Source organism: Pseudomonas sp. NY5710 (assembly GCF_013305665.1).
Classification (GTDB): Bacteria; Pseudomonadota; Gammaproteobacteria; order Pseudomonadales; family Pseudomonadaceae; genus Aquipseudomonas; species Aquipseudomonas juntendi.
The window spans coordinates 812,172-835,260 of the sequence record NZ_CP045554.1; the positions used below are offsets into that span (position 1 = coordinate 812,172).

At 64.1% G+C, this 23,089-nt stretch carries 19 protein-coding genes and 2 pseudogenes; 10 read left to right on the plus strand and 11 right to left on the minus strand.

The genetic code is table 11. From position 1 onward, the window contains the following. Window positions 1-213 precede the first annotated feature (213 nt). Together GEV39_RS26465 and GEV39_RS26470 are read left to right on the plus strand one after the other, a co-directional pair. Window positions 214-813 (plus strand): annotated as a pseudogene (locus tag GEV39_RS26465) (PAS domain-containing protein); the annotation flags it as partial. 228 nt (window positions 814-1,041) lie between these two features. After that, window positions 1,042-1,401, plus strand: a pseudogene (locus GEV39_RS26470) (methyl-accepting chemotaxis protein); the annotation flags it as partial. 55 nt (window positions 1,402-1,456) lie between these two features. Here the strand turns inward: GEV39_RS26470 and GEV39_RS03745 are convergent. Beyond that, window positions 1,457-1,672, minus strand: a complete 216-nt coding sequence (locus tag GEV39_RS03745) for a TIGR02450 family Trp-rich protein (RefSeq protein WP_173887605.1) — start codon at window positions 1,670-1,672, stop codon at window positions 1,457-1,459. 20 nt (window positions 1,673-1,692) lie between these two features. Further along, on the minus strand, window positions 1,693-2,457 hold the full coding sequence (cysZ, locus tag GEV39_RS03750) for a sulfate transporter CysZ (RefSeq protein WP_173887606.1): 765 nt from the start codon (window positions 2,455-2,457) through the stop codon (window positions 1,693-1,695). Between the two features lie 322 nt (window positions 2,458-2,779). Between cysZ and trxB the strand changes: the two genes are divergently transcribed. After that, the gene (gene trxB / locus GEV39_RS03755) at window positions 2,780-3,742 is read left to right on the plus strand and encodes a thioredoxin-disulfide reductase (protein ID WP_003247318.1); all 963 of its coding nucleotides are present in this window, start codon (window positions 2,780-2,782) and stop codon (window positions 3,740-3,742) included. Between the two features lie 148 nt (window positions 3,743-3,890). Here the strand turns inward: trxB and nadC are convergent, their stop codons facing one another. Further along, a complete protein-coding gene (gene nadC / locus GEV39_RS03760) occupies window positions 3,891-4,739 on the minus strand; it encodes a carboxylating nicotinate-nucleotide diphosphorylase (RefSeq protein WP_173887607.1) in 849 nt (282 codons plus the stop codon). A gap of 221 nt (window positions 4,740-4,960) precedes the next feature. Between nadC and GEV39_RS03765 the strand changes: the two genes are divergently transcribed. The 3 genes from GEV39_RS03765 to ampE all read left to right on the plus strand — a co-directional run bounded on the left by GEV39_RS03765 (window position 4,961) and on the right by ampE (window position 8,563). Further along, on the plus strand, window positions 4,961-7,090 hold the full coding sequence (locus GEV39_RS03765) for a DUF1631 domain-containing protein (RefSeq protein WP_173887608.1): 2,130 nt from the start codon (window positions 4,961-4,963) through the stop codon (window positions 7,088-7,090). Between the two features lie 73 nt (window positions 7,091-7,163). After that, on the plus strand, window positions 7,164-7,736 hold the full coding sequence (ampD, locus tag GEV39_RS03770; RefSeq protein ID WP_173887609.1) for a 1,6-anhydro-N-acetylmuramyl-L-alanine amidase AmpD: 573 nt from the start codon (window positions 7,164-7,166) through the stop codon (window positions 7,734-7,736). Next, window positions 7,733-8,563 carry a regulatory signaling modulator protein AmpE gene (gene ampE / locus GEV39_RS03775; protein ID WP_173887610.1) on the plus strand — a complete coding sequence of 277 codons (831 nt, stop codon included), beginning with the start codon at window positions 7,733-7,735 and terminating at the stop codon, window positions 8,561-8,563. Before ampD ends, ampE begins: the two co-directional genes overlap by 4 nt. A gap of 21 nt (window positions 8,564-8,584) precedes the next feature. Here ampE and GEV39_RS03780 read toward each other — a convergent pair whose 3' ends face one another. After that, the gene (locus GEV39_RS03780; protein ID WP_173887611.1) at window positions 8,585-9,361 is read right to left on the minus strand and encodes a TatD family hydrolase; all 777 of its coding nucleotides are present in this window, start codon (window positions 9,359-9,361) and stop codon (window positions 8,585-8,587) included. A 2-nt stretch (window positions 9,362-9,363) separates the two neighbouring features. Then, a complete protein-coding gene (gene cra, locus GEV39_RS03785) occupies window positions 9,364-10,359 on the minus strand; it encodes a catabolite repressor/activator (protein ID WP_029886926.1) in 996 nt (331 codons plus the stop codon). 389 nt (window positions 10,360-10,748) lie between these two features. Between cra and ptsP the strand changes: the two genes are divergently transcribed. Genes ptsP through GEV39_RS03800 form a run of 3 tightly spaced genes read left to right on the plus strand, consistent with a single transcriptional unit; the run spans window position 10,749 to window position 16,285 of the window. After that, a complete protein-coding gene (gene ptsP, locus GEV39_RS03790; RefSeq protein WP_173887612.1) occupies window positions 10,749-13,601 on the plus strand; it encodes a phosphoenolpyruvate--protein phosphotransferase in 2,853 nt (950 codons plus the stop codon). Then, on the plus strand, window positions 13,602-14,549 hold the full coding sequence (gene pfkB / locus GEV39_RS03795; protein ID WP_173887613.1) for a 1-phosphofructokinase: 948 nt from the start codon (window positions 13,602-13,604) through the stop codon (window positions 14,547-14,549). Continuing rightward, window positions 14,546-16,285, plus strand: coding sequence for a PTS fructose-like transporter subunit IIB (locus tag GEV39_RS03800; protein ID WP_173887614.1), 1,740 nt, complete (start codon window positions 14,546-14,548; stop codon window positions 16,283-16,285). Before pfkB ends, GEV39_RS03800 begins: the two co-directional genes overlap by 4 nt. A gap of 99 nt (window positions 16,286-16,384) precedes the next feature. Here the strand turns inward: GEV39_RS03800 and GEV39_RS03805 are convergent, their stop codons facing one another. Beyond that, complete coding sequence (locus GEV39_RS03805) at window positions 16,385-16,603, minus strand: DUF3820 family protein (protein WP_173887615.1); 219 nt, start codon at window positions 16,601-16,603, stop codon at window positions 16,385-16,387. 201 nt (window positions 16,604-16,804) lie between these two features. Between GEV39_RS03805 and GEV39_RS03810 the strand changes: the two genes are divergently transcribed. Then, window positions 16,805-17,281 (plus strand): ferritin-like domain-containing protein, encoded by a 477-nt coding sequence (locus tag GEV39_RS03810; protein WP_173887616.1) that lies wholly within the window; start codon window positions 16,805-16,807, stop codon window positions 17,279-17,281. Here the strand turns inward: GEV39_RS03810 and GEV39_RS03815 are convergent. The 5 genes from GEV39_RS03815 to GEV39_RS03835 form a co-directional block, all read right to left on the minus strand. Then, on the minus strand, window positions 17,278-18,768 hold the full coding sequence (locus tag GEV39_RS03815) for a sensor domain-containing diguanylate cyclase (RefSeq protein ID WP_173887617.1): 1,491 nt from the start codon (window positions 18,766-18,768) through the stop codon (window positions 17,278-17,280). The two genes, GEV39_RS03810 and GEV39_RS03815, sit on opposite strands and share 4 nt — an antisense overlap. Before the next feature lie 236 nt (window positions 18,769-19,004). Then, window positions 19,005-20,339, minus strand: a complete 1,335-nt coding sequence (locus tag GEV39_RS03820; protein WP_173887618.1) for an OprD family porin — start codon at window positions 20,337-20,339, stop codon at window positions 19,005-19,007. Window positions 20,340-20,544: 205 nt separating this feature from the next. Next, complete coding sequence (locus GEV39_RS03825) at window positions 20,545-20,769, minus strand: hypothetical protein (protein ID WP_173887619.1); 225 nt, start codon at window positions 20,767-20,769, stop codon at window positions 20,545-20,547. A gap of 229 nt (window positions 20,770-20,998) precedes the next feature. Continuing rightward, the gene (locus tag GEV39_RS03830) at window positions 20,999-22,432 is read right to left on the minus strand and encodes a heavy metal sensor histidine kinase (protein WP_173887620.1); all 1,434 of its coding nucleotides are present in this window, start codon (window positions 22,430-22,432) and stop codon (window positions 20,999-21,001) included. Next, complete coding sequence (locus tag GEV39_RS03835) at window positions 22,407-23,081, minus strand: heavy metal response regulator transcription factor (protein ID WP_173887621.1); 675 nt, start codon at window positions 23,079-23,081, stop codon at window positions 22,407-22,409. Before GEV39_RS03835 ends, GEV39_RS03830 begins: the two co-directional genes overlap by 26 nt. Between the last annotated feature and the right edge of the window lie 8 nt (window positions 23,082-23,089).

Sequence of the window (23,089 nt, forward strand, 5' to 3'; positions counted from 1 at the left end):
TCCTGGCACGGCACTCAAGAAGGTGTCACCGGCAGCCGATGAAGATGCATTCGACTAGCTGATGCGCTCCATAGGAGAGCGGTGATGTTCAACAACAAGCTCAAGCAAGAAATCCGGCAGCTGCGCGAAGACCTGTTGTCTATTCAACAGGTCAAGAGCAGCCTCGACAGTGAGATGCTGGTACTGCAACTCGACCCCCAGGGACGGATCGAGATGGTCAATGGCAACTTTGAGAGCGAGATGCTCTACCGTGCCGAACAATTGCTTGGACGCAACATCGAGGACATCGTCCCTGCCCATGTCAAATCGCTGGACTTCTACCAGCGCATGAAAAGCGCGATCAGCCGTGGCGAGCACCTGAACGGCGCGTTCCGCCTGCTGCGCGGCAATGGCCAGGAAGCCTGGCTGCGGTCGATCCTGCAACCGGTGAAGAACAGCGAAGGGCGCATCAAGTACTTCACCCTGCACTCCAGCGACCTGACCCGCACCATCGAAGCTTCGCGCGAACATGAGAGCCTGATCAAGGCGCTGATGCGCTCCACGGCGGTCATTGAGTTCGACCTCGACGGTAACGTCCTCACCGCCAACGAGCGCTTCCTGGCCACGGTCGGCTACCGCCTGGAGCAGATTCGCGGCAAGCACCATCGTCTGTTCTGCACGCCGGAAGAGGCCAACTCAACCGCTTACCAGGCATTCTGGGACAGGCTGCGTCGTGGCGAGTACGTGGCTGACCGCTTCAAGCGCATCGATGCCCACGGCCGGGTGGTCTGGTTGGAGGCCTCCTACAACCCGATCTTCGATGCCCACGACGTGCTGTACAAGGTGGTCAAATTCGCCACCGTGATCACCGACCAGGTCAACCAGGAACAGGCGGTGGCCGAAGCGGCGGATGTGGCCTACACCACCTCGCTGGGCACCGATGCCAGCGCGCGCAAGGCTACCGGGGTGGTCACCCAGAGTGTCAGCGTGATGCGCGGCCTGGAAGCTTCGATGCAAGAGGCGGCCGAGGGTATCCAGGCGCTGGACACGCAGTCGCGGGTGATCGGCTCGATCATCAAGACCATCAGCGATATTGCCGGGCAGACCAACCTGTTGGCGCTCAACGCGGCCATCGAGGCCGCCCGTGCAGGCGAGCAGGGGCGCGGGTTTGCCGTGGTTGCCGACGAAGTCCGGCAACTGGCGTCGCGTACCAGCAGCGCCACCGAGGAAATCGCCCGGGTGGTGCAGCAGAACGAGCAGTTGGCGCAGGCGGCGGTGACGATCATCGACACCAGCAAGCGCCAGGCCGAACAGGGGCTGGCGCTAGCCGATCAGACGGGCAACGTGATTGTCGAGATCCAAGACGGGGCGAAGCGGGTGGTGGACGTGGTTGGGCAGTTTTCCAGCCGCTTGGGCCACTGACGCCCAGTGCTTGCGCGCTGCGCTGGCATGTGGGCGTTTGCTGGCCTGGGCAAGGTTATCGCCAGCCCATCGCCCATACTTGCGCATCGCGCAGCAGCCGCCAGTCCAGCCACTGGCTGCGGTGGCTGTGCACCGCCTGCAATTCCACCCGCAGCAGGACGCCCGTCTCGTCGTGCTCCAGGTCGGTGACCAGAAAATGTTTCTCGCGGTTCACCGGGTGGGTGGCCGTCCATTTGGACAGCTTGAGTTTGGCGGGGTTGAAGCGGTTCATTGGAAGCTCCTGTTGCCGGATCATGCGCTTGGGCTGCCTGGCTTGCTGACGCGGATGTCGCCCTTTTCCCGCACCCAGAACAGGGTGGCGCCGGCCACCGCCGCAGGCATCATCAGCACGTTCACCCCCGGGATCAGCAACGCCAGGTACGTCACCCCGCCAAAGCCCAGGCTCTGCCAGCGCTTCTGGCGCAGCCAGGCGAGCATGTCCTGCCAGCTCATCTTGTTGTTGTCTGCCGGATAGTCGATGTACTGGATGGCCATCATCCATACACCGAAGATCAGCCACAGCGGCGCAGCTACCACGTTGACCACCGGAACCAGCGAGAGGATGAACAGGCCGATGGCCCGTGGCAGGAAGTAGCCCAGCTTGCGCATTTCGCGACTGAGGGTACGCGGTACCATTGCCAGCAGTTCGCCCCAGCTGAACGCCGGGAAGTTGTCTTCGCCACGTACCACCACTTCAACCTTTTCGGCGAGAAAGCCGTTGAACGGCGCGGCGATGACGTTGGCGACAAGCGTGAAGGTGAAGAACACCATCAACACCACCAGGGCGACGAACAACGGCCAGAGAATGTACGTGAGAAAGCTCAACCAGCTGGGCAAGGTCGGCATCAGGGTATCCACCCACAGGCTGAACTGGTGCCCGGCGAAGTAGATCAGGCCACCGAACAGCAGCAGGTTGACCGCCAGCGGCAGCAGCACGAACAAGCGCAGGTTGGGGCTGAGCACCAGTTTCAGGCCTTCGCGCAGGTATTGGGGGCCAGAGAGGACAGGGGCTTGCATCAGGGTACTCCGCAGAGAAGGGAAACGCGCTGACCTTACCGAGTTTGGCGTGCCGACGAAAGGCAGCATGGGGTCGGGAAACCGGCTGTAACAAAAGCATCGACAGTATGATCACCGATGAAATCGCAGCATAGACGATGCCTATGAGGTGGATTGTCGAAGGATATTTCCTTAATCTTTGCGACCTCGCTACAGTGCGTTCAACTTTCCGCTTTCTGGGCCTGCGCGTTGTAGCCTTCCCCAAGTGCTGCGTGGGTCCTTTTAAATTTTCCAGCTGGCGCCGCCGGTGTATCGAGACCGGCCCGCTCGACAGGAGTTCGACATGTCTGAAGTACGTCATTCGCGCGTCATCATTCTGGGTTCCGGCCCTGCCGGTTACAGCGCTGCGGTCTATGCCGCCCGTGCCAACCTCAAGCCGCTGCTGATCACCGGCATGCAGGCCGGTGGCCAGCTGACCACCACTACCGAAGTCGACAACTGGCCGGGCGACCCGCACGGCCTGACTGGCCCGGCCCTGATGCAGCGTATGCAGGAGCATGCCGAGCGTTTTGAAACCGAAATCGTGTTCGACCACATCAACGCTGTCGACCTGGCCAACAAGCCGTTCACCCTGCAGGGTGACAGCGGCAAGTACACCTGCGACGCACTGATCATCGCCACAGGCGCCAGCGCCCGCTACCTGGGCCTGCCGTCGGAAGAAACCTTCATGGGCAAGGGCGTTTCGGCCTGCGCTACCTGCGACGGGTTCTTCTACCGCAACAAGCCGGTCGCTGTGGTGGGCGGTGGCAACACTGCCGTGGAAGAGGCTTTGTACCTGGCCAACATCGCCAGCAAGGTGACCCTGGTGCACCGCCGCGAAACCTTCCGCGCCGAGAAGATCCTGGTCGACAAGCTCAACGCCCGTGTGGCCGAAGGCAAGATCGAGCTCAAGCTCAACGCCACCCTGGACGAAGTACTGGGTGACAACATGGGCGTGACCGGTGCGCGCCTGAAGAACAACGACGGCAGCAGCGATGAAATCAAGGTCGATGGCGTGTTCATTGCCATTGGCCATACCCCGAACACGTCGCTGTTCGAAGGCCAGCTGACCCTCAAGGACGGCTACCTGGTGGTCAACGGCGGCCGTGAAGGCAATGCTACCGCCACCAACGTCGAAGGCGTATTCGCGGCCGGTGACGTGGCCGACCACGTGTACCGTCAGGCGATCACCTCGGCCGGTGCTGGCTGCATGGCAGCGCTGGACGTCGAGCGCTACCTGGACGGGCTGGCCAACGCCTCGTTTTGATTCGCCAAGCGCCCCAACAGGAAATCGGCTCGAAAGCCTGATGCTGTCCACTCAAGTGTGATCGCAGACTGATTGGGGCTGCTGCGCAGCCCATCGCGACACAAGGCCGCTCCTACAAAATGTGGGAGCTGGCTTGCCTGTGATCAGCTCACAGGCTCAGCCGCATCGACAGGTCGACCGCCTTCACATCCTTGGTCATCGCCCCGATCGAGATGTAGTCCACGCCTGTTTCGGCAATCACCCGCAGGGTGCTCTCGTTGACCCCGCCGCTGGCCTCCAGCTTGGCCTTGCCTGCCGTGATGCGGACAGCCTCACGCATTTCTTCCAGGCTCAGTTCGTCGAGCATGATGATGTCGGCCCCCGCCGCCAGCGCCTCGCGCAATTCGCCAAGGCTTTCCACTTCTATTTCCACCGGTTTGCCCGGGGCAATGCGCTGCGCGGCCGCTACGGCTTGAGCCACGCCGCCGCTGGCGGCGATGTGGTTCTCCTTGATCAGGAAAGCGTCGTACAGGCCGATGCGGTGGTTGTCGCAACCGCCACAGGTCACCGCATACTTTTGCGCCAGGCGCAGGCCAGGCAGGGTTTTGCGCGTGTCCAGCAGGCGCACCTGGGTGCCTTCTACCAGGCTGGCAAGAAAGCGCGCACGGGTGGCGACACCCGACAGCAGTTGCAGGAAGTTCAGGGCACTGCGCTCACCGCTGAGCAGCGAACGGGCCGGGCCTTCGAGGTGAAACAGGGGCTGGTTGGCGCTGGCACGGTCACCGTCAGTGACTTCCCAGTGCACCGCCACCCGCGGGTCGAGCTGACGGAACACCGCATCGACCCAGGCAGTGCCGGCAATCACACAGTCCTCGCGGGTGATGATGGTCGCCTTGGCCAGGCGCTCGGCCGGGATCAACTGCGCGGTGATGTCGCCACTGCCGATGTCCTCCAACAGCGCACGGCGCACGTTGGCTTCGATTTCAGCGGTCAGGTCGGCTAGGCGTAGGTTCGGCATGGTCGGCTCCACAAGCAAGATGCCGGCGATTATAGGGCAGGGGGCTGGTGTGTACAGCCGCCTTGGCGACGACCTTTGGTCGGCGGGTGGCGGGCGCCTGCCTGGGCTGAATCCGTGCTGGCAGCGCTGCGGGTTTTTGCTGATAATGGCGACCAGTATTTGGCGTCATAGCTTTGACGACACCTGCTACGGCGGGCCACACACCCTGCAAGGAGTCCAGGATGCATGAAGAAGGCAAGGTGGTGCCCCTGGCGGCAGCCATCGACCGAGGCCGGCGTGCGCCTCTGCCTTGCCTTCCGGTATTGCTGTTGCAAGTACGCGACAAGGCCGCCCTGCAGTTGCGGCTGGGCTTGCAGGCGCTGTTCGACAACGCTGACGACACCCTGTTCGAGATGGCTGACAAAGCCTTCGAGCACGCCGACCAGAACTTGTATTTCGAGGCCATGCGCGACCTGCGCCTGAAGCGCAAAAGCATCGAGCGTGGCTTTCTCGACATCTTCCATGCCACCTTCGCCCGCATCGGCCAGGCGGACCTGTTGCAGTACCTGGCCCTGCCGGGGAACACATGCGGCAAAGCGCAGGCCGAGCGGGGCGCTGCTGTCGAAGGCATGGTGGAGCGGGTGCTGGCCCGTCACCGCCCGGCCTTGCAACAGCTGGGGCTACGCTTGCAGGTGGTGCTCGACCGCCCCGTGTACGAGCGCGACAACCCGCTGGGGCCCGCTGCATTATGCGGTTACTTCCTCGATGCCGGGCGTAGCCTGGGGGTTTGCCTGCGGGTGAAGCTGGTGTTGCTCACGCTGTTCGAGCGCTATGTGCTCAGTGATGCCGATGTGATCTACGGCGAGGCCAACCAGCTGCTGGCGGCCGCCGGTGTGCTGCCCGAACTGCAACCGCTTCCGCGCCGGCCTGCCGAGCAGCGGCGCATGGGCGCGCGACGCTGCCCGCCCATGCCAGGCCAGGATGTGGGCGCGGACGCGGCCGGGCAGGCGTTTTTTGCCTCGTTGCAAACCCTGCTGGCGCCGGTGCGGGGGCAATTTGCCCCACGTTTGCAGGCGGTGGCTGCCGCCCAGCCGATCAGCACTGCCGACCTGCTGCGGTTACTGACCCACTTGCAGCACTACGTGCCTGCCACGCACGAGGCAGATGATTTCGAGCTTGGCCAACAGCTTGAGCAATTGCTGCTGCGGGTCAGCGTGCGCAGTGGTATACGCAGGCGCATCGCGGTCGCCGACGAAGACATGATCAACCTGGTGAACCTGCTGTTCCGGTTCATTCAGCAGGACGACAACCTGCCGGCCAGCCTGCGGGCGCTGATCATCCGGCTGCACATTCCCCTGCTGAAGGTGGCGCTGCTGGACAAGGGGTTGTTCAGCCGGGCTGGCCACCCCGCGCGTCGGCTGCTCAACGAAATCGCAGCGGCAGCGATCGGCTGGGAGAGCGGCCGCGAAGATGTGCGTGACAGTCTGCACGTGCGGGTGGCGCTGATCGTGCAACGCGTGCTCAGTGATTTTGACGAAGACACCCGCGTGTTCGACGACCTGCTGCAAGATTTTCTGGCGTTCAGCCAAGAAGAGCGGCGGCGCAGCGATTTGCTCGAGCAACGTACCCGCGACGCCGAAGAGGGCCGCGCACGCACCCTGCAGGCCAGGCACCAGGTGCAGCAATTGCTCAACCAGCGTCTGCGCGGCCAGGTGTTGCCCCAGGTGGTGGTGCAGATGCTGGTACAGGCCTGGAGCCAGGTCCTGTTGCTGGCCTGGCTGAAGCACGGCGAGGGCTCCAGGGCGTGGTGCGATGCCGTGCAGACCATGGACACCCTGCTGCACAGCGTGACCCCGGGGCGTGAGCCGCAAACCTTGTTGCAGCAGGTGCCAGGCCTGCTCAAGGCGTTGCGCGACGGCCTGGCCAGCGTGGCGCAGGACTCGCTCACTACCCGCGCGTTCTTCCAGCAGCTTGAGCGGTTGCACCTGTGCGCCTGCGGGGAAGGCCAGTGGCAACCCCTGGACCAGGTGCGGGTGACGCAAGCGATTGTCCTGGCAAGTGCCGAAGAACCAGGCTGCCCGCCGCCAGGGGGCGACAGCGGGCACGCTGCGGCAGTGCGCCAGGCGCAGCGCCTGCGCGTCGGAACCTGGGTCCAGGTGCTGGATGAAGACCCACCGCTGCGCTGCAAGCTGGTAGCACGTGTCGAGAACAGCGACAGGCTGGTGTTCAGCAACCGCACCGGCCTGAACGTGCGAGAGTGGAGCAGCGCCAGCCTGGCCAGGGCACTGCAGCGCGGCGAAGTGCGGGTGCTGGGTGACGGGCTGTTGTTCGAGCGTGCACTGGAGGCCGTACTTGACGGCCTGCGCCCGTGATCTTTCACCTGCACAGGGCGTGAGCCGCAAGGCATACTGTTGTCCTGTTCAAGGCGTTTTCAGGATCTGCCCCATGCAATTGGACCGTGCCACTGGCTGGTTCCACGGAAACGGAATCACCCATTGCCCTTCGCCCAACTTCAATGCTCGGCCGGAAGGTGAAGCGATTTCCCTGCTGGTGATTCACAACATCAGCTTGCCGCCGGCGTGTTTCGGTACCGGCAAGGTTCAGCAGTTTTTCCAGAACCGCCTGGACCCCCAGGAACACCCGTACTTTGCCAGCATCAGCCACCTGACCGTGTCTGCCCACCTGTTCGTCGAGCGTGATGGCGCGGTGACTCAGTTCGTGTCGTTGTGCGACCGCGCCTGGCATGCAGGTGTTTCGTGCTTCGACGGCCGCGAGGGCTGCAATGACTTTTCCATCGGCATCGAGCTGGAAGGCACTGACGACCTGCCCTATACCGATGCCCAGTACACTGTCCTGGAACAGCTCACCCGGCACATCTGCTGCGCCTGGCCGGCCATCGACCTGGGCCGTATCCAGGGTCATAGCGACATTGCCCCGCAACGCAAGACCGACCCCGGCCCGGCATTCGACTGGCCGCGCTACCGTGATGCGCTGCAGCACAACGAGGACAAGGCATGAGTTTTCTGGTGTTGGTGCTGGCGCTGTGGGTCGAGAAGTTCTCGGCCCTTCGCCATCAGGTGCAAAGGGATGGTTTTTTCCTTGGTGAGCTGGTGCGCCTGGAGCGTAGCGGCAAGCTTCACCCGTGGTGGACGCTGACGCTTCTGGTGCTGGCACCGGTCGCGCTGCTGGTCTTGCTGTTGCACGTACTGGAGCCGGTGGCCTATGGCCTGCTGGCGCTGCCGGTGCATCTGCTGGTGTTGGTCTACAGCCTGGGCCGCGGTGACGCCAAGGCCTCGCTCGGCCCGTTCCGCGACGCCTGGCGCCGGGGCGATGACCAGGCTGCCTTGCACGTGGCAGAGCGCGACCTTGGCCTGGCGGCGGATGAGCCGCACACGTTGTTGGTGCGGGTGCAGGGCAACTTGCTGTGGCAGGTGTACCAGGGCTTCTTCGCCGTGATCTTCTGGTATTTTGTGCTGGGGCCGGGGGCAGCGTTGGCTTATCGGTTACTGGCGCTGTGCGCTGGGCACAGCGGGCAAGCGGTGCTGAAGGCGCGCGCCGAGCAGTTGCGGCACATCATGGACTGGCTGCCGGTGCGCGTGCTGGCGTTGAGCTTTGCTTTGGTGGGTAATTTCCTGGCGGTGACGCGGGTGATGCTGCACGAGGTGCTTAACTGGCACATCAGCGCCGCACACCTGGTGGCCCGGGTCGGGCGCGTTGCCGACGACATTCCCGACGATGAACACAGCCAGCGTGAGTTGGGGCGCCTGGACAGCCTGTGGGAGCTGCTGCTGCGCTGCGCGGTGTTGTGGTATGCCGCGTTCGCGCTGTGGACGGTGCTGGCCTGAAATCAGGCGGGGGCAGCGCGGCTACCAGCCGAACAGCTCACACGCGTTGCGAGTACTCGCTGCTGCCAGTTCGCCGGCCTCGACACCCATCACTTGCGCCAGGGCATTGGCTATCTCGGGCAAATGCTCGGGGCTGTTCCTCGCCCCTGGGAACATGGCCGGCGCCATGTCTGGCGCATCGGTCTCCAGCACCACGCTGTCCAGCGGTAGGCGCGCCAGGGTCTTGCGCAGCCGCAACGCCTGCGGCCAAGTCGCTGCACCGCCCAGCCCCAGCCGAAAGCCCAGCTTGATGTACTCGCGGGCCTCTTCATAACTGCCGGCAAAGGCATGCACCACCCCCGCCCGTGCCGGTTTGTAGCGCTTGAGCGTGGCAATTACCTGGGCATGGCTGCGGCGCACGTGCAACAGCGCCGGCAGCTGGAAATCACACGCCATCTGCAGTTGTGCTTCGAACAACGCCTGTTGGCGGGCCTTGTCCAGGTGTTCGAGGTAATAGTCCAGGCCAAATTCGCCCACTGCACACAGCTGTGGGTCACCGCGCAGGCGCTCCAGCCACTCGCGCAATTGCTGCAGGTGCTCGGGCCGATGCTGCTCCAGGTAGACCGGGTGCAGGCCCAGCGCGGCGAACAGGCCTGGTTCGCCGCTGGCCAGCGCCCACACCCGCTGGAAGTTCGCCTGGTACACCCCAAGCACGACCATTCGTTTCACCCCGCGGGCCGCCGCGTTGGTCAGCACGCGCGGGCGGTCGGCGTCGAAGTCGGGGAAGTCCAGGTGGGTGTGGGTGTCAATCAGCTGCATGTTCAGCCTGCGGCGATGCGTTGTTTGAACGTACGGCCTATGGCATGCACGCCAGGTTCGTAGCGCTTTTCCTCGATGGCGGCCAGCGCCAGTTCCAGCGCAGTGGCGGCGATCAGGCCGTGCTGCTGGGCCATGGCATTGACCGGCAGTGGCAGGAAGTCCAGCAACTGGTTGTCGCCAAACGTGCCCAACTGCAACTGCCGGGAGCCGGCGGGGCGCGCCTGCAGTGTGTCGAATACCCCTTGCAGCAGCACATACGAGGTGGTCACCAGGGCATCGGGCAGGCCCCCCAGGTCGTCGATCAGTTGTTGCATCAGGCGCTGGCCGCATGCCCGGCTGAAGGCTTCGCCCTGGTAGCGGCGCACGTCACCGGCATAGCCTTGCAGCGCTTCATCGAAACCACCGGCACGGGCCTGGCTGACCGACAGTTCCGGGCGGGCGCCGAGCAAGGCAATGCTGCGTGGCGCGGCGCGCAGCAGGCTGGCGGCCAGCTGGCGGCTGGCGTCGCGGTCGTCGCTGATCACCGAACAGAAATGCGCAGGGTTCAGGCGGCGGTCGATGGCGATCACCGGCAGACCTTTGTTCTGCAGTTCGCGGTAGCTGTCATCTTCGGCTGGCAGGCAACTCGCAACGAACAGCGCATCGCAACGACGGGCACGGAACAGTTGCTGCAACTGGCGTTCGCTTTCGGGTTGGTCATCGCTGCTGGCGATCAGCAACTGGTAGCCGCGGGCGCGGGCGCCCTGTTCCAGTTGCTTGGCAATGCGCGCGTAGCTGGGGTTCTCCAGATCCGGGAGAATGAACCCCAGGGTACGGGTATGCCGGCTGCGCAGGCCAGCAGCCTGTGGGTTGGGGGTAAAGCCGTGGGCCTCGACCACCGCGCGCACCCTGTCGACCGTGCTGCTGCTGATGCGTTGCTGTTCAGCCTTGCCATTGATGACGTAGCTGGCGGTGGTCACGGACACACCGGCCAGACGGGCGATATCGCTGAGTTTCACCGAATTTTCCTTGTTGTTACCGGGGCTGGCGGGCAGGCCGGGCCGGCTAGTTTGACCGGCTACCGGCCATCCGCGCAGACGACTATTGTCGCAATTGTCCGACAAGATGGGGCTTTTTCCTTGGCAGATTATCGAGTAACGTGGCCGCCTGGTCAGATTAAACGTTTCAGCTGCCGATTTTCTGCCTCGGCCGAGAAAGCTGCAAGCGTTAGGCTGGCAGCCCCAAGCTGCAAATTTCAACTTGCAAGCTATAAGAAAAAGCGTGTCGGTGCACTGCCTGCTTTCGCTTGCAACGCGCAGCTCGAGGCCTGCAGCCAGCCCCTGGCCGTTACGTGAATTTCACAACAATACTCCAGTACCCCCAACGGGAACTGCATAAGGAGAAGGTCATGCTCGAGCTCGCCAAGGAGCAGATAGCCATGGGTCAGACGGCAGCCGACAAGGCTGAGGCCCTGCGCCTGCTGGCCGACCGGCTGGTTACCGATGGCCTGGTTGCCGACGGGTACTTGCAAGGGCTGCAAGCCCGTGAGGCGCAAGGCTCTACCTTCCTTGGCCAGGGCATCGCCATTCCCCATGGTACGCCGCAAACCCGTGACCTGGTGTATGCCACCGGCGTACGCCTGTTGCAGTTCCCTGAAGGGGTGGACTGGGGTGATGGGCAGATGGTCTACCTGGCCATCGGCATCGCTGCGCGTTCCGATGAACACCTGCGCCTGCTGCAACTGTTGACCCGTGCACTGGGCGAAACCGACCTGGCCGAAGCGCTGCGCCGGGCCAGCTCCGCCGAGGCGTTGCTCAAGCTGCTGCAAGGCGCGCCGCAAGCGCTGGCCCTGGATGCGCAACTGGTCGGCCTGAACCTGCCGGCCGAAGACTTCGACGAGCTGGCCTGGCGTGGGGCCCGGCTGTTGCAGCGCGCCGACTGCGTCGACAGCGGTTTTGCCGCCGTGCTGCAGCAGGCCGAGCCGCTGCCGCTGGGCGAAGGCCTGTGGTGGTTGCACAGCGAGCGCCAGGTGCGCCAGCCAGGCCTGGCCTTCGTCACCCCGCAACAGCCGCTGCGCTACCGTGACCAGCCGCTCAATGGCCTGTTCTGCCTGGCCAGCCTCGGGGCTGCCCACCAGGCCTTGCTCGAGCGGCTGTGCGAAGTACTGATCGAAGGCCGTGGGCAGACGCTCTACCAGGCCACCAGTAGCCGTGCGGTGCTGGAGGTACTGGGAGGCGAGGCACCCCCAGACTGGCCCTGCGCCCGCGTGGTCCTGGCCAACCCGCATGGGTTGCATGCCCGCCCGGCCAAGGTGCTGGCGCAGCTGGCCAAAGGCTTTGAAGGGGACATCCGCGTGCGTCTGGCCGACAGCGCGCAGCCAGCGGTGTCGGTGAAGAGCCTTAGCAAGCTGCTCAGCCTGGGCGCCCGCCGTGGCCAGGTGCTGGAATTGCTGGCCGAACCCGCGGTTGCCGCCGATGCCTTGCCAGCGCTGCTGGCCGCCATCGAGCAGGGCCTGGGCGAGGAAGTCGAGCCGCTGCCACAGGGCACCAGCGCTGAACCGGAGGCCGCGCCCGAGGAGGTACAAGCGCCACCGGCCGGGAGCCGCATTCAAGGCGTGGGCGCCGCCCCAGGCATCGCCAGCGGCCCCGCGCACGTGTGTGTCGAGCGCGAGTTCGACTACCCCCTGCGTGGCGAGTCGTGCACGCAGGAGCGGCAGAAGCTGCGCGACGCCCTGGCGGTCGTGAGCAGTGAACTGCAGGCGCTGGTGCAGCGCAGCGACAAAGCCATTGGCGAGATTTTCGTCACCCACCAGGAGATGCTTGCCGACCCCGCCCTGACCGACGATGTCGAACAGCGCCTGGCCCAAGGCGAGAGCGCCGCCGCCGCGTGGATGGCGGTCATCGAGGCTGCGGCCCGCCAGCAGGAGGCCTTGCACGATGCCTTGCTGGCCGAGCGCGCCGCCGACCTGCGTGACGTGGGCCGTCGCGTGCTGGCGCAGTTGTGCGGGGTGCAGGCGCAAGTGGAACCCGAGCAGCCCTACGTGCTGGTCATGACCGAAGTGGGCCCCTCCGATGTCGCCCGGCTGGACCCGAGCCGGGTGGCCGGTATCGTCACCGCCCAGGGCGGCGCGACCGCGCACAGCGCCATCGTCGCCCGGGCCCTGGGTATCCCCGCCGTGGTTGGCGCAGGGGCCGCAATACTGCTGCTGCAAAGCGGTACACCGCTGCTGCTCGATGGCCAGCGCGGTACGGTCAGCGTGGCGCCGCCGGCCGATGAGCTGCAACGCGCGCTGGCCGAGCGCGACCAGCGCGAGCAGCGTTTGCAGGCTGCCTGGGCCAGCCGTTTCGAGCCCGCGGTTACCCGTGATGGGCATGCAGTCGAGGTGTTTGCCAACATCGGCGAAAGCACTGGCATCGCCAAGGTGGTGGACCAAGGTGCCGAGGGCGTGGGCCTGCTGCGCACCGAGCTGATTTTCATGGCGCACCCTCAAGCGCCGGACGTGGCCACCCAGGAGGCCGAGTACCGCCGTGTGCTCGATGGCCTGGACGGGCGACCGCTGGTAGTACGTACCCTGGATGTCGGCGGTGACAAACCGTTGCCCTATTGGCCGATTGCCGCCGAAGAAAACCCGTTCCTTGGCGTGCGCGGCGTGCGCTTGACCCTGCAGCGCCCGCACGTCATGGAAGACCAGTTGCGCGCGTTGCTGCGGGCCGCCGACCAGCGGCCGCTGCGTATCATGTTCCCCATGGTCGGCCAGGTGCACGAATGGCGTGAGGCGCGGGCCATGGTCGAGCGTTTGCGTGCCGAAATCCCGGTCGCCGACCTGCAACTGGGCATCATGGTCGAGGTCCCCTCGGCAGCCCTGCTGGCGCCACAGCTGGCCCGCGAAGTGGACTTTTTCAGCATCGGCACCAACGACCTGACGCAGTACACCCTGGCCATCGACCGTGGCCACCCGAGCCTCTCGGCCCAGGCCGACGGCCTGCACCCGGCGGTGCTCAGCCTGATCGACATGACGGTGCGTGCCGCCCATGCCCATGGCAAATGGGTAGGTGTGTGCGGGGAGCTGGCGGCCGACCCGCAAGCGGTCGCCGTGCTGCTGGGCCTGGACGTGGATGAACTCAGCGTCGCCGCGCGCAGCATTGCCGAAGTCAAGGCCCTGGTCCGCCAGGCCGATCACCAGACGGCCCGCGCCCTGGCGCGCGAGGCCCTGCAACAGGACAGCGCGGCAGCGGTACGCGCGCTGGTGGAGCGTTACTGAATGGCCAAGATCCTCACCCTTACCCTGAACCCGGCGCTGGATATCACCATCGGCCTGGGCACCTTGCGCCCAGGGCAAGTCAACCGCAGCCAGGCGCAGCACAGCCACGCCGCCGGCAAGGGGCTGAACGTCGCCCAGGTGCTGGCCGACCTGGGGCACAGCGTAACCGTGGGCGGCTTCCTCGGGGGCGACAACCTGCAACCGTTCGAGGCGCTGATTGAAACGCGCGGCTTCGCCGACTGCTTTGTCCGCGTGGCGGGTGAAAGCCGCAGCAACATAAAGCTGGTCGAAGCCGATGGCCGCGTGACCGACATCAACGGCCAAGGCCCGCAGGTGGACCAGGCGGCGCGCGATGCCTTGCTCAGCCGCCTGGCCCAGGTCGCGCCAGGCCACGATGCGGTGGTGGTGGCCGGCAGCCTGCCGCGTGGGGTCAGCGCCGAGTGGTTCCAACAATTGCTCGAACAGCTCAAGGCCCAAGGCCTCAAGGTGGCCCTGGACAGCAGCGGTGAAGCTTTGCGGGCTGGTTTGCAAAGCGCGCCGTGGCTGGTCAAGCCCAACACCGAAGAGCTGGGCGAAGTGCTCGGTGAGGCTGTGGTTACCCAGGCGCAGCAAGGCGCCGCTGCCGAGCGCCTGTTGGCCAGCGGCATCGAACACGTCGTGGTGTCGGCGGGTGAGCAGGGGGTCAGCTGGTACATGCGCGACCGCGTGCTGCACGCAGTTCCGCCCACGGTGCGGGTCGCCAGCACGGTGGGGGCTGGGGATTCCCTGGTCGCCGGCATGGTGCATGGCCTGCTGCAGGGCGAAGCACCCGCGCAGACCCTGTCCCGGGCCACCGCCATCGCCGCCCAGGCCGTCACCCAGGTTGGCTTCGGCATCTGCGACCGTGAGCAACTGGCTCGGCTGCAGGCGGCCGTGCAACTGACAGAACAACAAGAGGGTTGCCGATGAACATTGCCATTGTCACCGCCTGCCCTAATGGCCAGGTGTCGAGTTTGCTGAGTGCCCGCTTGCTGTCTGCCGCAGCCCAGCGGCGCGGTTGGAGCACCAGTGTCGAGGTGCAGGATGCCGAACACCCCGAGCGGCAACTGAGCGCGACGCAAATTGCCGAGGCCGACTGGGTGCTGGTGGTCAGCACCGGCCCGGTTGACCTGTCCCGCTTTGTCGGCAAGCGCCTGTTCCAGAGCACGCCGTCGCAGGCCCTGGCCGACCGCGAAGGTTTTCTCGATGAGGCGGCGGCCAACGCCCGCTTGCTCACGGATGCCCCAGGCAAGCCGGCGCTGGAAGAGCGTTCTGCCGGTGTGCAGATTGTTGCAGTCACAGCCTGCCCGACCGGTGTCGCCCACACCTTTATGGCCGCAGAGGCTTTGCAGCAGGCCGCGCAACAAGTGGGCTACCAGCTCACCGTGGAAACCCAGGGCTCGGTCGGCGCGCGCAACCCGTTGTCTGCCGAAGCCATCGCCCAGGCCGATGTGGTGCTGTTGGCCGCCGACATTGAGGTGCCCACCGCCCGCTTTGCCGGCAAACGTATTTACCGCTGTGGTACCGGGGTCGCCCTCAAGCAGGCGCGGGCCACGCTGGACAAGGCCTTGGCCGAAGGCAAGGTGGAAAACAGCGCCGATGCCGCGGCGGCCGCGCCCGCCAAGGGTGAAAAGACTGGGGTGTACAAGCACCTGCTGACTGGCGTGTCGTTCATGCTGCCGATGGTGGTGGCGGGCGGCCTGCTGATCGCGCTGTCATTCGTGTTCGGCATCGAGGCCTACAAGGAGCCCGGCACCTTGCCGGCGGCGCTGATGCAGATTGGTGGCGAAGCGGCCTTCAAACTGATGGTGCCACTGCTGGCGGGCTATATTGCCTGGTCTATCGCCGACCGCCCCGGCTTGGCGCCGGGCATGATCGGTGGCCTGCTGGCGAGCACCCTGGGTGCCGGCTTCATTGGCGGCATCGTGGCCGGTTTCCTGGCGGGCTACAGCGCCAAGGCCATCGCCCGCTGGGCCCGTTTGCCCAGCAGCCTGGAGGCGCTCAAGCCGATCCTGATCATCCCGTTGCTGGCAAGCCTGTTCACCGGCCTGGTGATGATTTACGTGGTCGGCCAGCCGGTTGCAGCCATGCTGGAAGGCCTTACCCGCTTCCTTGACAGCATGGGCACCACCAACGCCATTCTGCTGGGGCTGTTGCTGGGCGGCATGATGTGCGTCGACCTTGGCGGGCCGATCAACAAGGCCGCCTATGCGTTCTCGGTGGGGCTGCTGGCCTCGTCGAGCTACGCCCCCATGGCCGCGACCATGGCGGCGGGCATGGTGCCGCCCATCGGCCTGGGTATCGCCACCTTCATTGCCCGACGCAAGTTCGCGCAAAGCGAGCGCGAAGCCGGCAAGGCGGCCCTGGCGTTGGGGCTCTGCTTCATCTCGGAAGGGGCGATCCCGTTTGCTGCCAAAGACCCGCTGCGGGTCATTCCGGCCAGTGTCGCCGGTGGTGCGTTGACCGGGGCATTGTCGATGTACTTCGGCTGCAAGCTGATGGCCCCGCATGGCGGCTTGTTCGTGCTGCTTATCCCTAATGCGATCAACCACGCGCTGCTGTACCTGTTGGCGATTGTCGCGGGCAGTTTGCTCACGGCGGTGGTCTATGCCGTGATCAAGAAGAGTGAGCGGGTGGAGCTGGCCGTGGCGCCGGTTAAAGGCTAGCGGTTTGTATAGGCAGTACTGGCCTCTTCGCGGGTAAACCCGCTCCTACAGGATTCGCGCAGGCTTGCAGATTGTGCGGGCCAGCCTGAGGGAGCGGGTTCACCCGTGCTTTTGCCGCAATGGCTTTAGCAGATCACCCAGGCCGTTATGGTCGATCTCATGCATCAACGCCAGCAACCCCCCCAGTTCCCCCGTAGGGAAACCCTTGCGTGCGAACCAGGCCAGGTAGTCTCCCGGCAAGTCGGCAATGCATCGCCCCTGGTATTTGCCGAAGGGCATCGTGCGGGTCACCAACAGTTCCAGGGTTTCGGGGTTCATCAGAAGAGACCGGGTTATGATGAAGCGCCGACCATACTGCAATCTGCACGAGCGCCCAAGCGGTAATCATGCAGAACACCGGTATCCGGCTTTTTGGGCTCTTATGTAAGCTGTTGATATTAAAGGGTATCCAAGATCATTCCAGGTTGGCACGAACGCTGCTCCTATCCAGATGACTATCACCTGCCAAGGAGCTTTACCATGAGCAACCCGAACAAAGACGTGATCGATGTACTGAACGACCTGATCGAATACAGCAAGGATGGTGAGAAAGGCTTCAAGGCCTCGGCCGATGATGTGAAGAACCCTGAGCTGAAAGCGTTCTTCGTCCAGCGCGCCGGCGAATGCGCCAATGCGGCCGGTGAACTGCAAAGCGAAGTGCGCCGCCTGGGTGGCGACCCGGAAACCTCTACCAGCATCAGTGGCGACTTGCATCGCGGCTGGGTCAACCTCAAGGCGATGGTCACCGGCAAGGATGAAGAAGCAGTGCTCAACGAAGTGGAGCGCGGTGAGGACCATGCCCTGAAGGCCTACAAGGAAGCCCGCGAGAAGCTGGTTAAACTGGGCCGCACTGCCTCAGACACTACCTATGCCCTGGTGGAGAAGCAACTGCAAGGCGTGCAGCGCAACCACGACCAAGTGAAAGCACTGCGCAACGCTGCTCGCGCCCGCTCTTAAGCCTCTGGCCCGTCTACCCGGTTACGGCCCTTGGCCTTGGCCCGGTAGAGGGCCTCGTCCGCAGCACCCAGCAACCTCGCCAGGTCGTACTGGGTGCCAGACAGACCGATGCCGATGCTGACCGTGACCCCACGGGCATCATCGGCAAACGGTACAAGTTCCTCTACGCTCCGACGGATGCGCTCAGCCATCACTTGAGCACCTGAAAGGTCGGTCTCCGGTAGCACTACCTGAAACTCCTCCCCACCGTAGCGAGCAGCCAGATCTGCAGGGCGCCTCAGGCATGCCTCGATTGCCTTGGCCACCTCGCGCAGGGCATGGTCGCCACCGGCATGACCATGGCGCTGGTTGAATGCCTTGAAGTGGTCGACATCCACCATCAGCAATGCCAGTGGCGTGTGATTGCGCTGCGCCCGGGCCCATTCCTGGCGCAATACCTGATCCAGTCGACGGCGATTTGCCAGGCCGGTCAGGCTGTCGGTCGCTGCCAGTGTCGCCAAGCCCTGTTCGGCTTCATGGCGGCGGCGCAACTCCCGGCCCAGCAGCAAGGTGAGCCAGAGGATGCCGATGCACAACACACCCGTGGCGACACTGACCACCGTGGCCGTGCGCCGCCACGACTGGAATACCTCATCAGCTGAATGCTGCACCACTACGATCAGCGGTAACTGCGCCACCCGTGCGAAGGTGAACATGCGTGGCTGGCCGTTACTGGTCGCGGGTGCGGTGAAACTACCGTTTTGCTCGTGGAGAATGCGTTTGAAATTCGGCCGAGCGGCAAAATTGGTACCGATCCCAAGCGTTTCTGGGCGTGGGGTTTGGCGGGCGAGCAGCTGCCCATCCGTGTTCAACAGGCTGATGCTGCTATCGTCGCCGATATCAAGGCGCCGGAACAAGTCGTTGAAATACGACAGGCGCAGCGCCCCGGCGGCGACCCCGGCAAACTCGCCTTGCGACCCGGAAATACGCCTGCTGAAGCTGATGCACCAGTCCAGGTCACCCAGTTTGGCCTTGAATGGCGGGCCCACCAGCAGCCCCAGGTGAGCATTGTGCTGGTGCGCCCTGAAGACGCCGGTATCGCCAAAGTTGGCCTGGCGCGGCACGCTGCTGGTGGAGTCACCGACCACGTTGCCTTGCTTGTCCAGCCAAAGCACGTCACCGCGTTGGCGGTCGACGAACGCCTCGTTGAACAGCAGACGCTGGCGCAACGGGCCGGGAATTTCCGGAAGCTCCTTGCGCCCAACGGCCCAGATCAACCCTTTGAGCGATTGGTCGTAAAGCTCGGCATTGCGCAGGATGTCGCTCTCGATCAGTTGCACGATGTTATTGGCTGAACGCATTGCCGATTGCTCGACGCTGTCCCGCTCGCGTGCCAGCAGGTAGCTGACAATCGCCACAATAGCGAGCACGGCAAGGCAACTGCCCAGGTTGAGGGCCAGCTCGGGGTGCGACCTGTAGAATGCTCGAGGCGGGGATTGGGTGGGCATGCTCGCTACTGCAAGGGCAGGGCCATTCGCGGCGGCGGTATTCTAGGGAAGCATGGATTGTCGGACAAGATTTCTCCGACGGAATCACGCTGTACTGCATATTGGATTTACGCTGAACCCTGTGGGAGCGGGCGTGCCCGCAAAGCAAGCGCCGCGGTGTATGGCACCGGCTTTGCCGGTGTTCGCGGGCATGCCAGCTCCCACAGGCGTTCAGGTGTGCTGCCTATAAAGGCGGGTCAAAACACGTTCACGGGGTAATCGACGATCACCCGCAGTTCGTCGTTGTCGCTGTTGCTGTCGATCGAGGCATAGCCCTGGCTGCCACGGTGGGTGGCATAGCGCACCAGCACCGACAGGTCCTTCAGGTCACCCTCCTGGAACACGTACTTCAGGTCCAGGTCGCGTTCCCAATGCATGGCGTTCTTGCCATCGGCACGGTAGTAGTCGTAATGGGTGGTGTCCTGGGTGGCCTTGGTCAGGTCCGCTTCGCCGCGCGAATAGGACAGCGAGCTGGTCAGGCCAGGCACGCCGACACCTGCGAAGTCATAGTTGTACTGCAGCTTCCAAGACCGCTCGTTGGGGGCGTTGAAGTCCGAGTACATGCGCGAGTTGTCCAGGTACACGCTGTCGCCCAGGTTGATGTAGTCGAACGGGGTGTTGCCATTGACCCGCTGGTAGGCGGCGGTGACGCTGTGGTACCCGGCGTTGACGGTAAAGTGCACGCTGTAGGTGTTGTTGTCGATCTTGCCCAGCAGGGCCTGGCCGGTGTCCTGGGTGTGATAGAAGTGCACACCGGGGTTCAGGCTGACCAGATCGCTGACCACGTAGGTGTAGTCGAAATCAGCGTAGTACTGGTTCCAGATGTCCTTCAGTTCGGCGGCGTACAGGTTGGCGGTGATGTTCGGCGTACCGCTCCACGAAGCACCGGCCCAGTTCAGGTGCTTGCTCTTGTCGTGTTCGTCGAGCGAGCCGTAGTAGGTGTCGATGCGGCGGTGGCCACTCTGGTTGTACGGGTGGGTGAAGCTCACCTGGCCGCCTTCGAGCAGCAAACCGTCGACGCTGGTGTTGGTCAGGCTCACACCGCGGAAGGTTTGCGGCAGCATGCGGGTTTCGCCGCCGGCAATCACCGGGTTGGTGAGGAACAGGTCACCGGCCTTCAGTTCGGTGTCGAAGGCTTTGAGCTTGACTGCAGCGCCAGCGGTGGAAAACGAATGGGGTGCAGCGCCCAGTTCGCCGTCGTCCTTGATGTGCGCGGGCAGGATGCTGGTGCCGGCATGGCCACCGCCGCCGTCGAGCTTCAGGCCCAGCATGGCATGGGCGTCCAGGCCAAAACCGACCGTGCCCGGGGTGTAGCCCGACTCGAACCGCGCTACTGCGCCCTGGCCCCACTCGCGGGTATCGCGCACGCCGGCGTTATGGTTGTCGCGGTTGAAGTAGGCATTGCGCAGATGCAGATTGAAGGACGACCCTTCGATGAAGCCATCAGCCTTGTCTTCATCTGCCTGGGCGGCGCACGGGATCGTTACAGTCAATGCAATGAAAAACGGGGTAAAACGAAACGCGGAAGGCACCGGTAGAAGCTCCTTTGGTCTGGCGGTGGGGCAGTTTTTATTTTGAATGTGCGTCTTTCTTATGGGTGAACGTTACAGCCGGGCTGAGAGTTATGGGCACATAAAAAAAGCCGCTGATGGGCAGCGGCTTTAAAAGGCTAACATATAGGCACAGGCTGTGCCCATGGCGTAGCCAAGGGAAAGTGGAAGCAACAACAGCGCCTGATCAGCTGTCGGCTTTGGCATCGACAGAGGCCTTGGAAGCTGTCTGTTCAGCATCTTTCATCACGTCGGCCTTGTGTGCGGCAACGCTTTCGCGGGCCTCCTGGTGCACGGCGGCGAGCTCGTTGTTACGGTTGACGAACGCCGGCGATTCTTCGGCCATGGCCAGGGGCGACAACAACAGGGACGACAGGACGAAAACGCTGGCAATACCCATACTGTTGGACATTTGAAACTACCTTCTTGCTGTGCAAGTGCTAATGAGGATGGGCTAAAGTTAGTCCTTTCATTGCACTTGAAACAGAGCGAAGTGCGATAAGCACTGTTGCGCAAAAGGTAACGATGTACGCAAAAGCAACAGGACTTTCGTCTGAAAGCCGCAGGCTAGACGCTGCCTTTGCAGCAGCGGCCTTGTGTCTCGATGAGCTGCATGCCAGCCCGCGACAATTGCGGCCCGGTCATTGAACCAGGGGCTGCTCCGCACCCCATCGCGACACAAGGCCGCTCCTACAGGTCGGGAGCTGGATACCGAATGTATTGGCCCCCGCTTCACTGCGCACGAACACGTCCCCGCCATGCATCAGCGCAATCGCCTTGACGATGGCCAGGCCCAAGCCATGGTTACCGCCCCCACTGTTGCTGCGCGCCGCATCCACCCGGTAGAAACGCTCGAACAGCAGCGGCAGGTGCTCGTCGGCAATCGCCGGCCCCGGGTTGCTCACGGTAATGCTGACCTGCTGCGGCCCGGGGACGATCCTTACCTGGATCACCTGGTGCGGCGCCGTATGCTGCACGGCATTGTTCAGCAGGTTGATCAACGCCCGGCGCAATTGGGCTTTTTCGATGGGAACCTGGGCATCGCCACTGACGCTGACGCTGACCTGCGCGTCTTCGAGAATGTAGTCAAGGTAGTCCAGGGTGGTCGCCACCTCTTCGGCCAGCGATGCCTGGGTCAGGGCAGTGGCTTTGCTGCCCTGGTCGGCACTGGCCAGGAACAGCATGTCGTTGATGATGCTGCGCAGGCGCTCCAGCTCTTCCAGGTTCGATTGCAGCACTTCGAAGTAGTGCTCGGCGCTGCGCCCGCGGGTCAGCGCCACCTGGGTCTGGCCGATCAGGTTGGTCAGCGGCGAACGCAGCTCGTGGGCAACGTCGGCATTGAACGCCTCCAGCCGTGAATAGGCCTGGCTGACCCGGTCGAGCGCGGCGTTGAAGGCACTGGCGAACTGCGCCAGCTCAGGGGCCAGGGCCTGGGTTTGCAGGCGCCCGTCCAGGCGTGGCGGGGCCAGTGCCTGGGCTTCCCTGGAAAGCGCCAGCAAAGGGCGCAAGCCGATGCGCGCGACCCAGTAGCCCAGCACCGAGGCCAGCAGCACGCCAAGCACCGCCAGCCCGATGATCGCCAGCAGCAGGCTGTGCTGGGCCTGCCAGAAGGTTTCGGTGTCGATGCCAATCAAGAACCGCAGTGGCGGGCGCTGGCCTAGCGCCGGCAGCTCGCTGACCAGCACTTTGTACGGGTAGGGGTGGTCCGGCAGGCGCAGGTCGCGCATGCCCTGCGCGCCCTCAGCGAACTGGCGCACCCGCGCGCTGGGCTGGCCATATTCATAGCCGGGGTCGCTACCGACCACCCAGAAACGGATGCGCTTGTCTTCCTCGCTCAGCAGGTTCAGCTTGTTGATGATCTTGGCCCAGTGCTCGGGCGTGCCGTAGCGGTTGAGTGTGGATTCGAGCACGCTGAAGCGCGCCTCCAGCTCGGCTTGCGGCAGCAGGTCGAGGCTGCGGTCGACCTGGCGATACAGGGCCGAGCCGATCAGCAGGAACACGGCCAACGCCACCAGGATGAACAACGCCGACAAACGCAGCGCAATGGAGTTACCCCGCACGGTTTTCCAGGACATAACCCATGCCTCGAATGGTGTGCAGCAGTTTCTGGTCGAACGGCCCGTCGAGCTTGGCCCGCAGGCGTTTGATCGCGACCTCGACCACGTTGGCGTCGCTGTCGAAATTGATGTCCCAGACCAGTTCGGCAATTGCCGTCTTCGACAGGATTTCCCCCTGCCGGCGGGCCAGCACGCTGAGCAGCGAGAACTCTTTGGCGGTCAGGTCCAGGCGCTTGCCGGCCCGCGTGGCCTTGCGTGCCATCAGGTCGATCCACAGGTCGGCCACCTGAACCTGCAGGGGCTCATGGCTGCTGCTGCGGCGGGTCAGTGCCTGCAACCGGGCCACCAGTTCCAGAAACGAAAAGGGCTTGCCCAGGTAGTCATCGGCGCCTTCGCGCAGGCCACGGATACGGTCTTCGACCCGCTCACGGGCGGTCAGCATGATCACCGGGGTCTGCTTGCGCGCACGCAGGGCGCGGAGCACGCCGTAGCCGTCCAGCCCGGGCAGCATCACATCCAGCACAATGACGGCATAGTCGCCCTCCAGTGCCAGGTGCAGGCCATCGATGCCATCGCGCGCCAGGTCCACACTGAAGCCTTGCTCGGTGAGGCCGCGATGCAGGTAGTCGGCGGTTTTCTCTTCGTCTTCGATGATCAGCACACGCATGGTCTTGT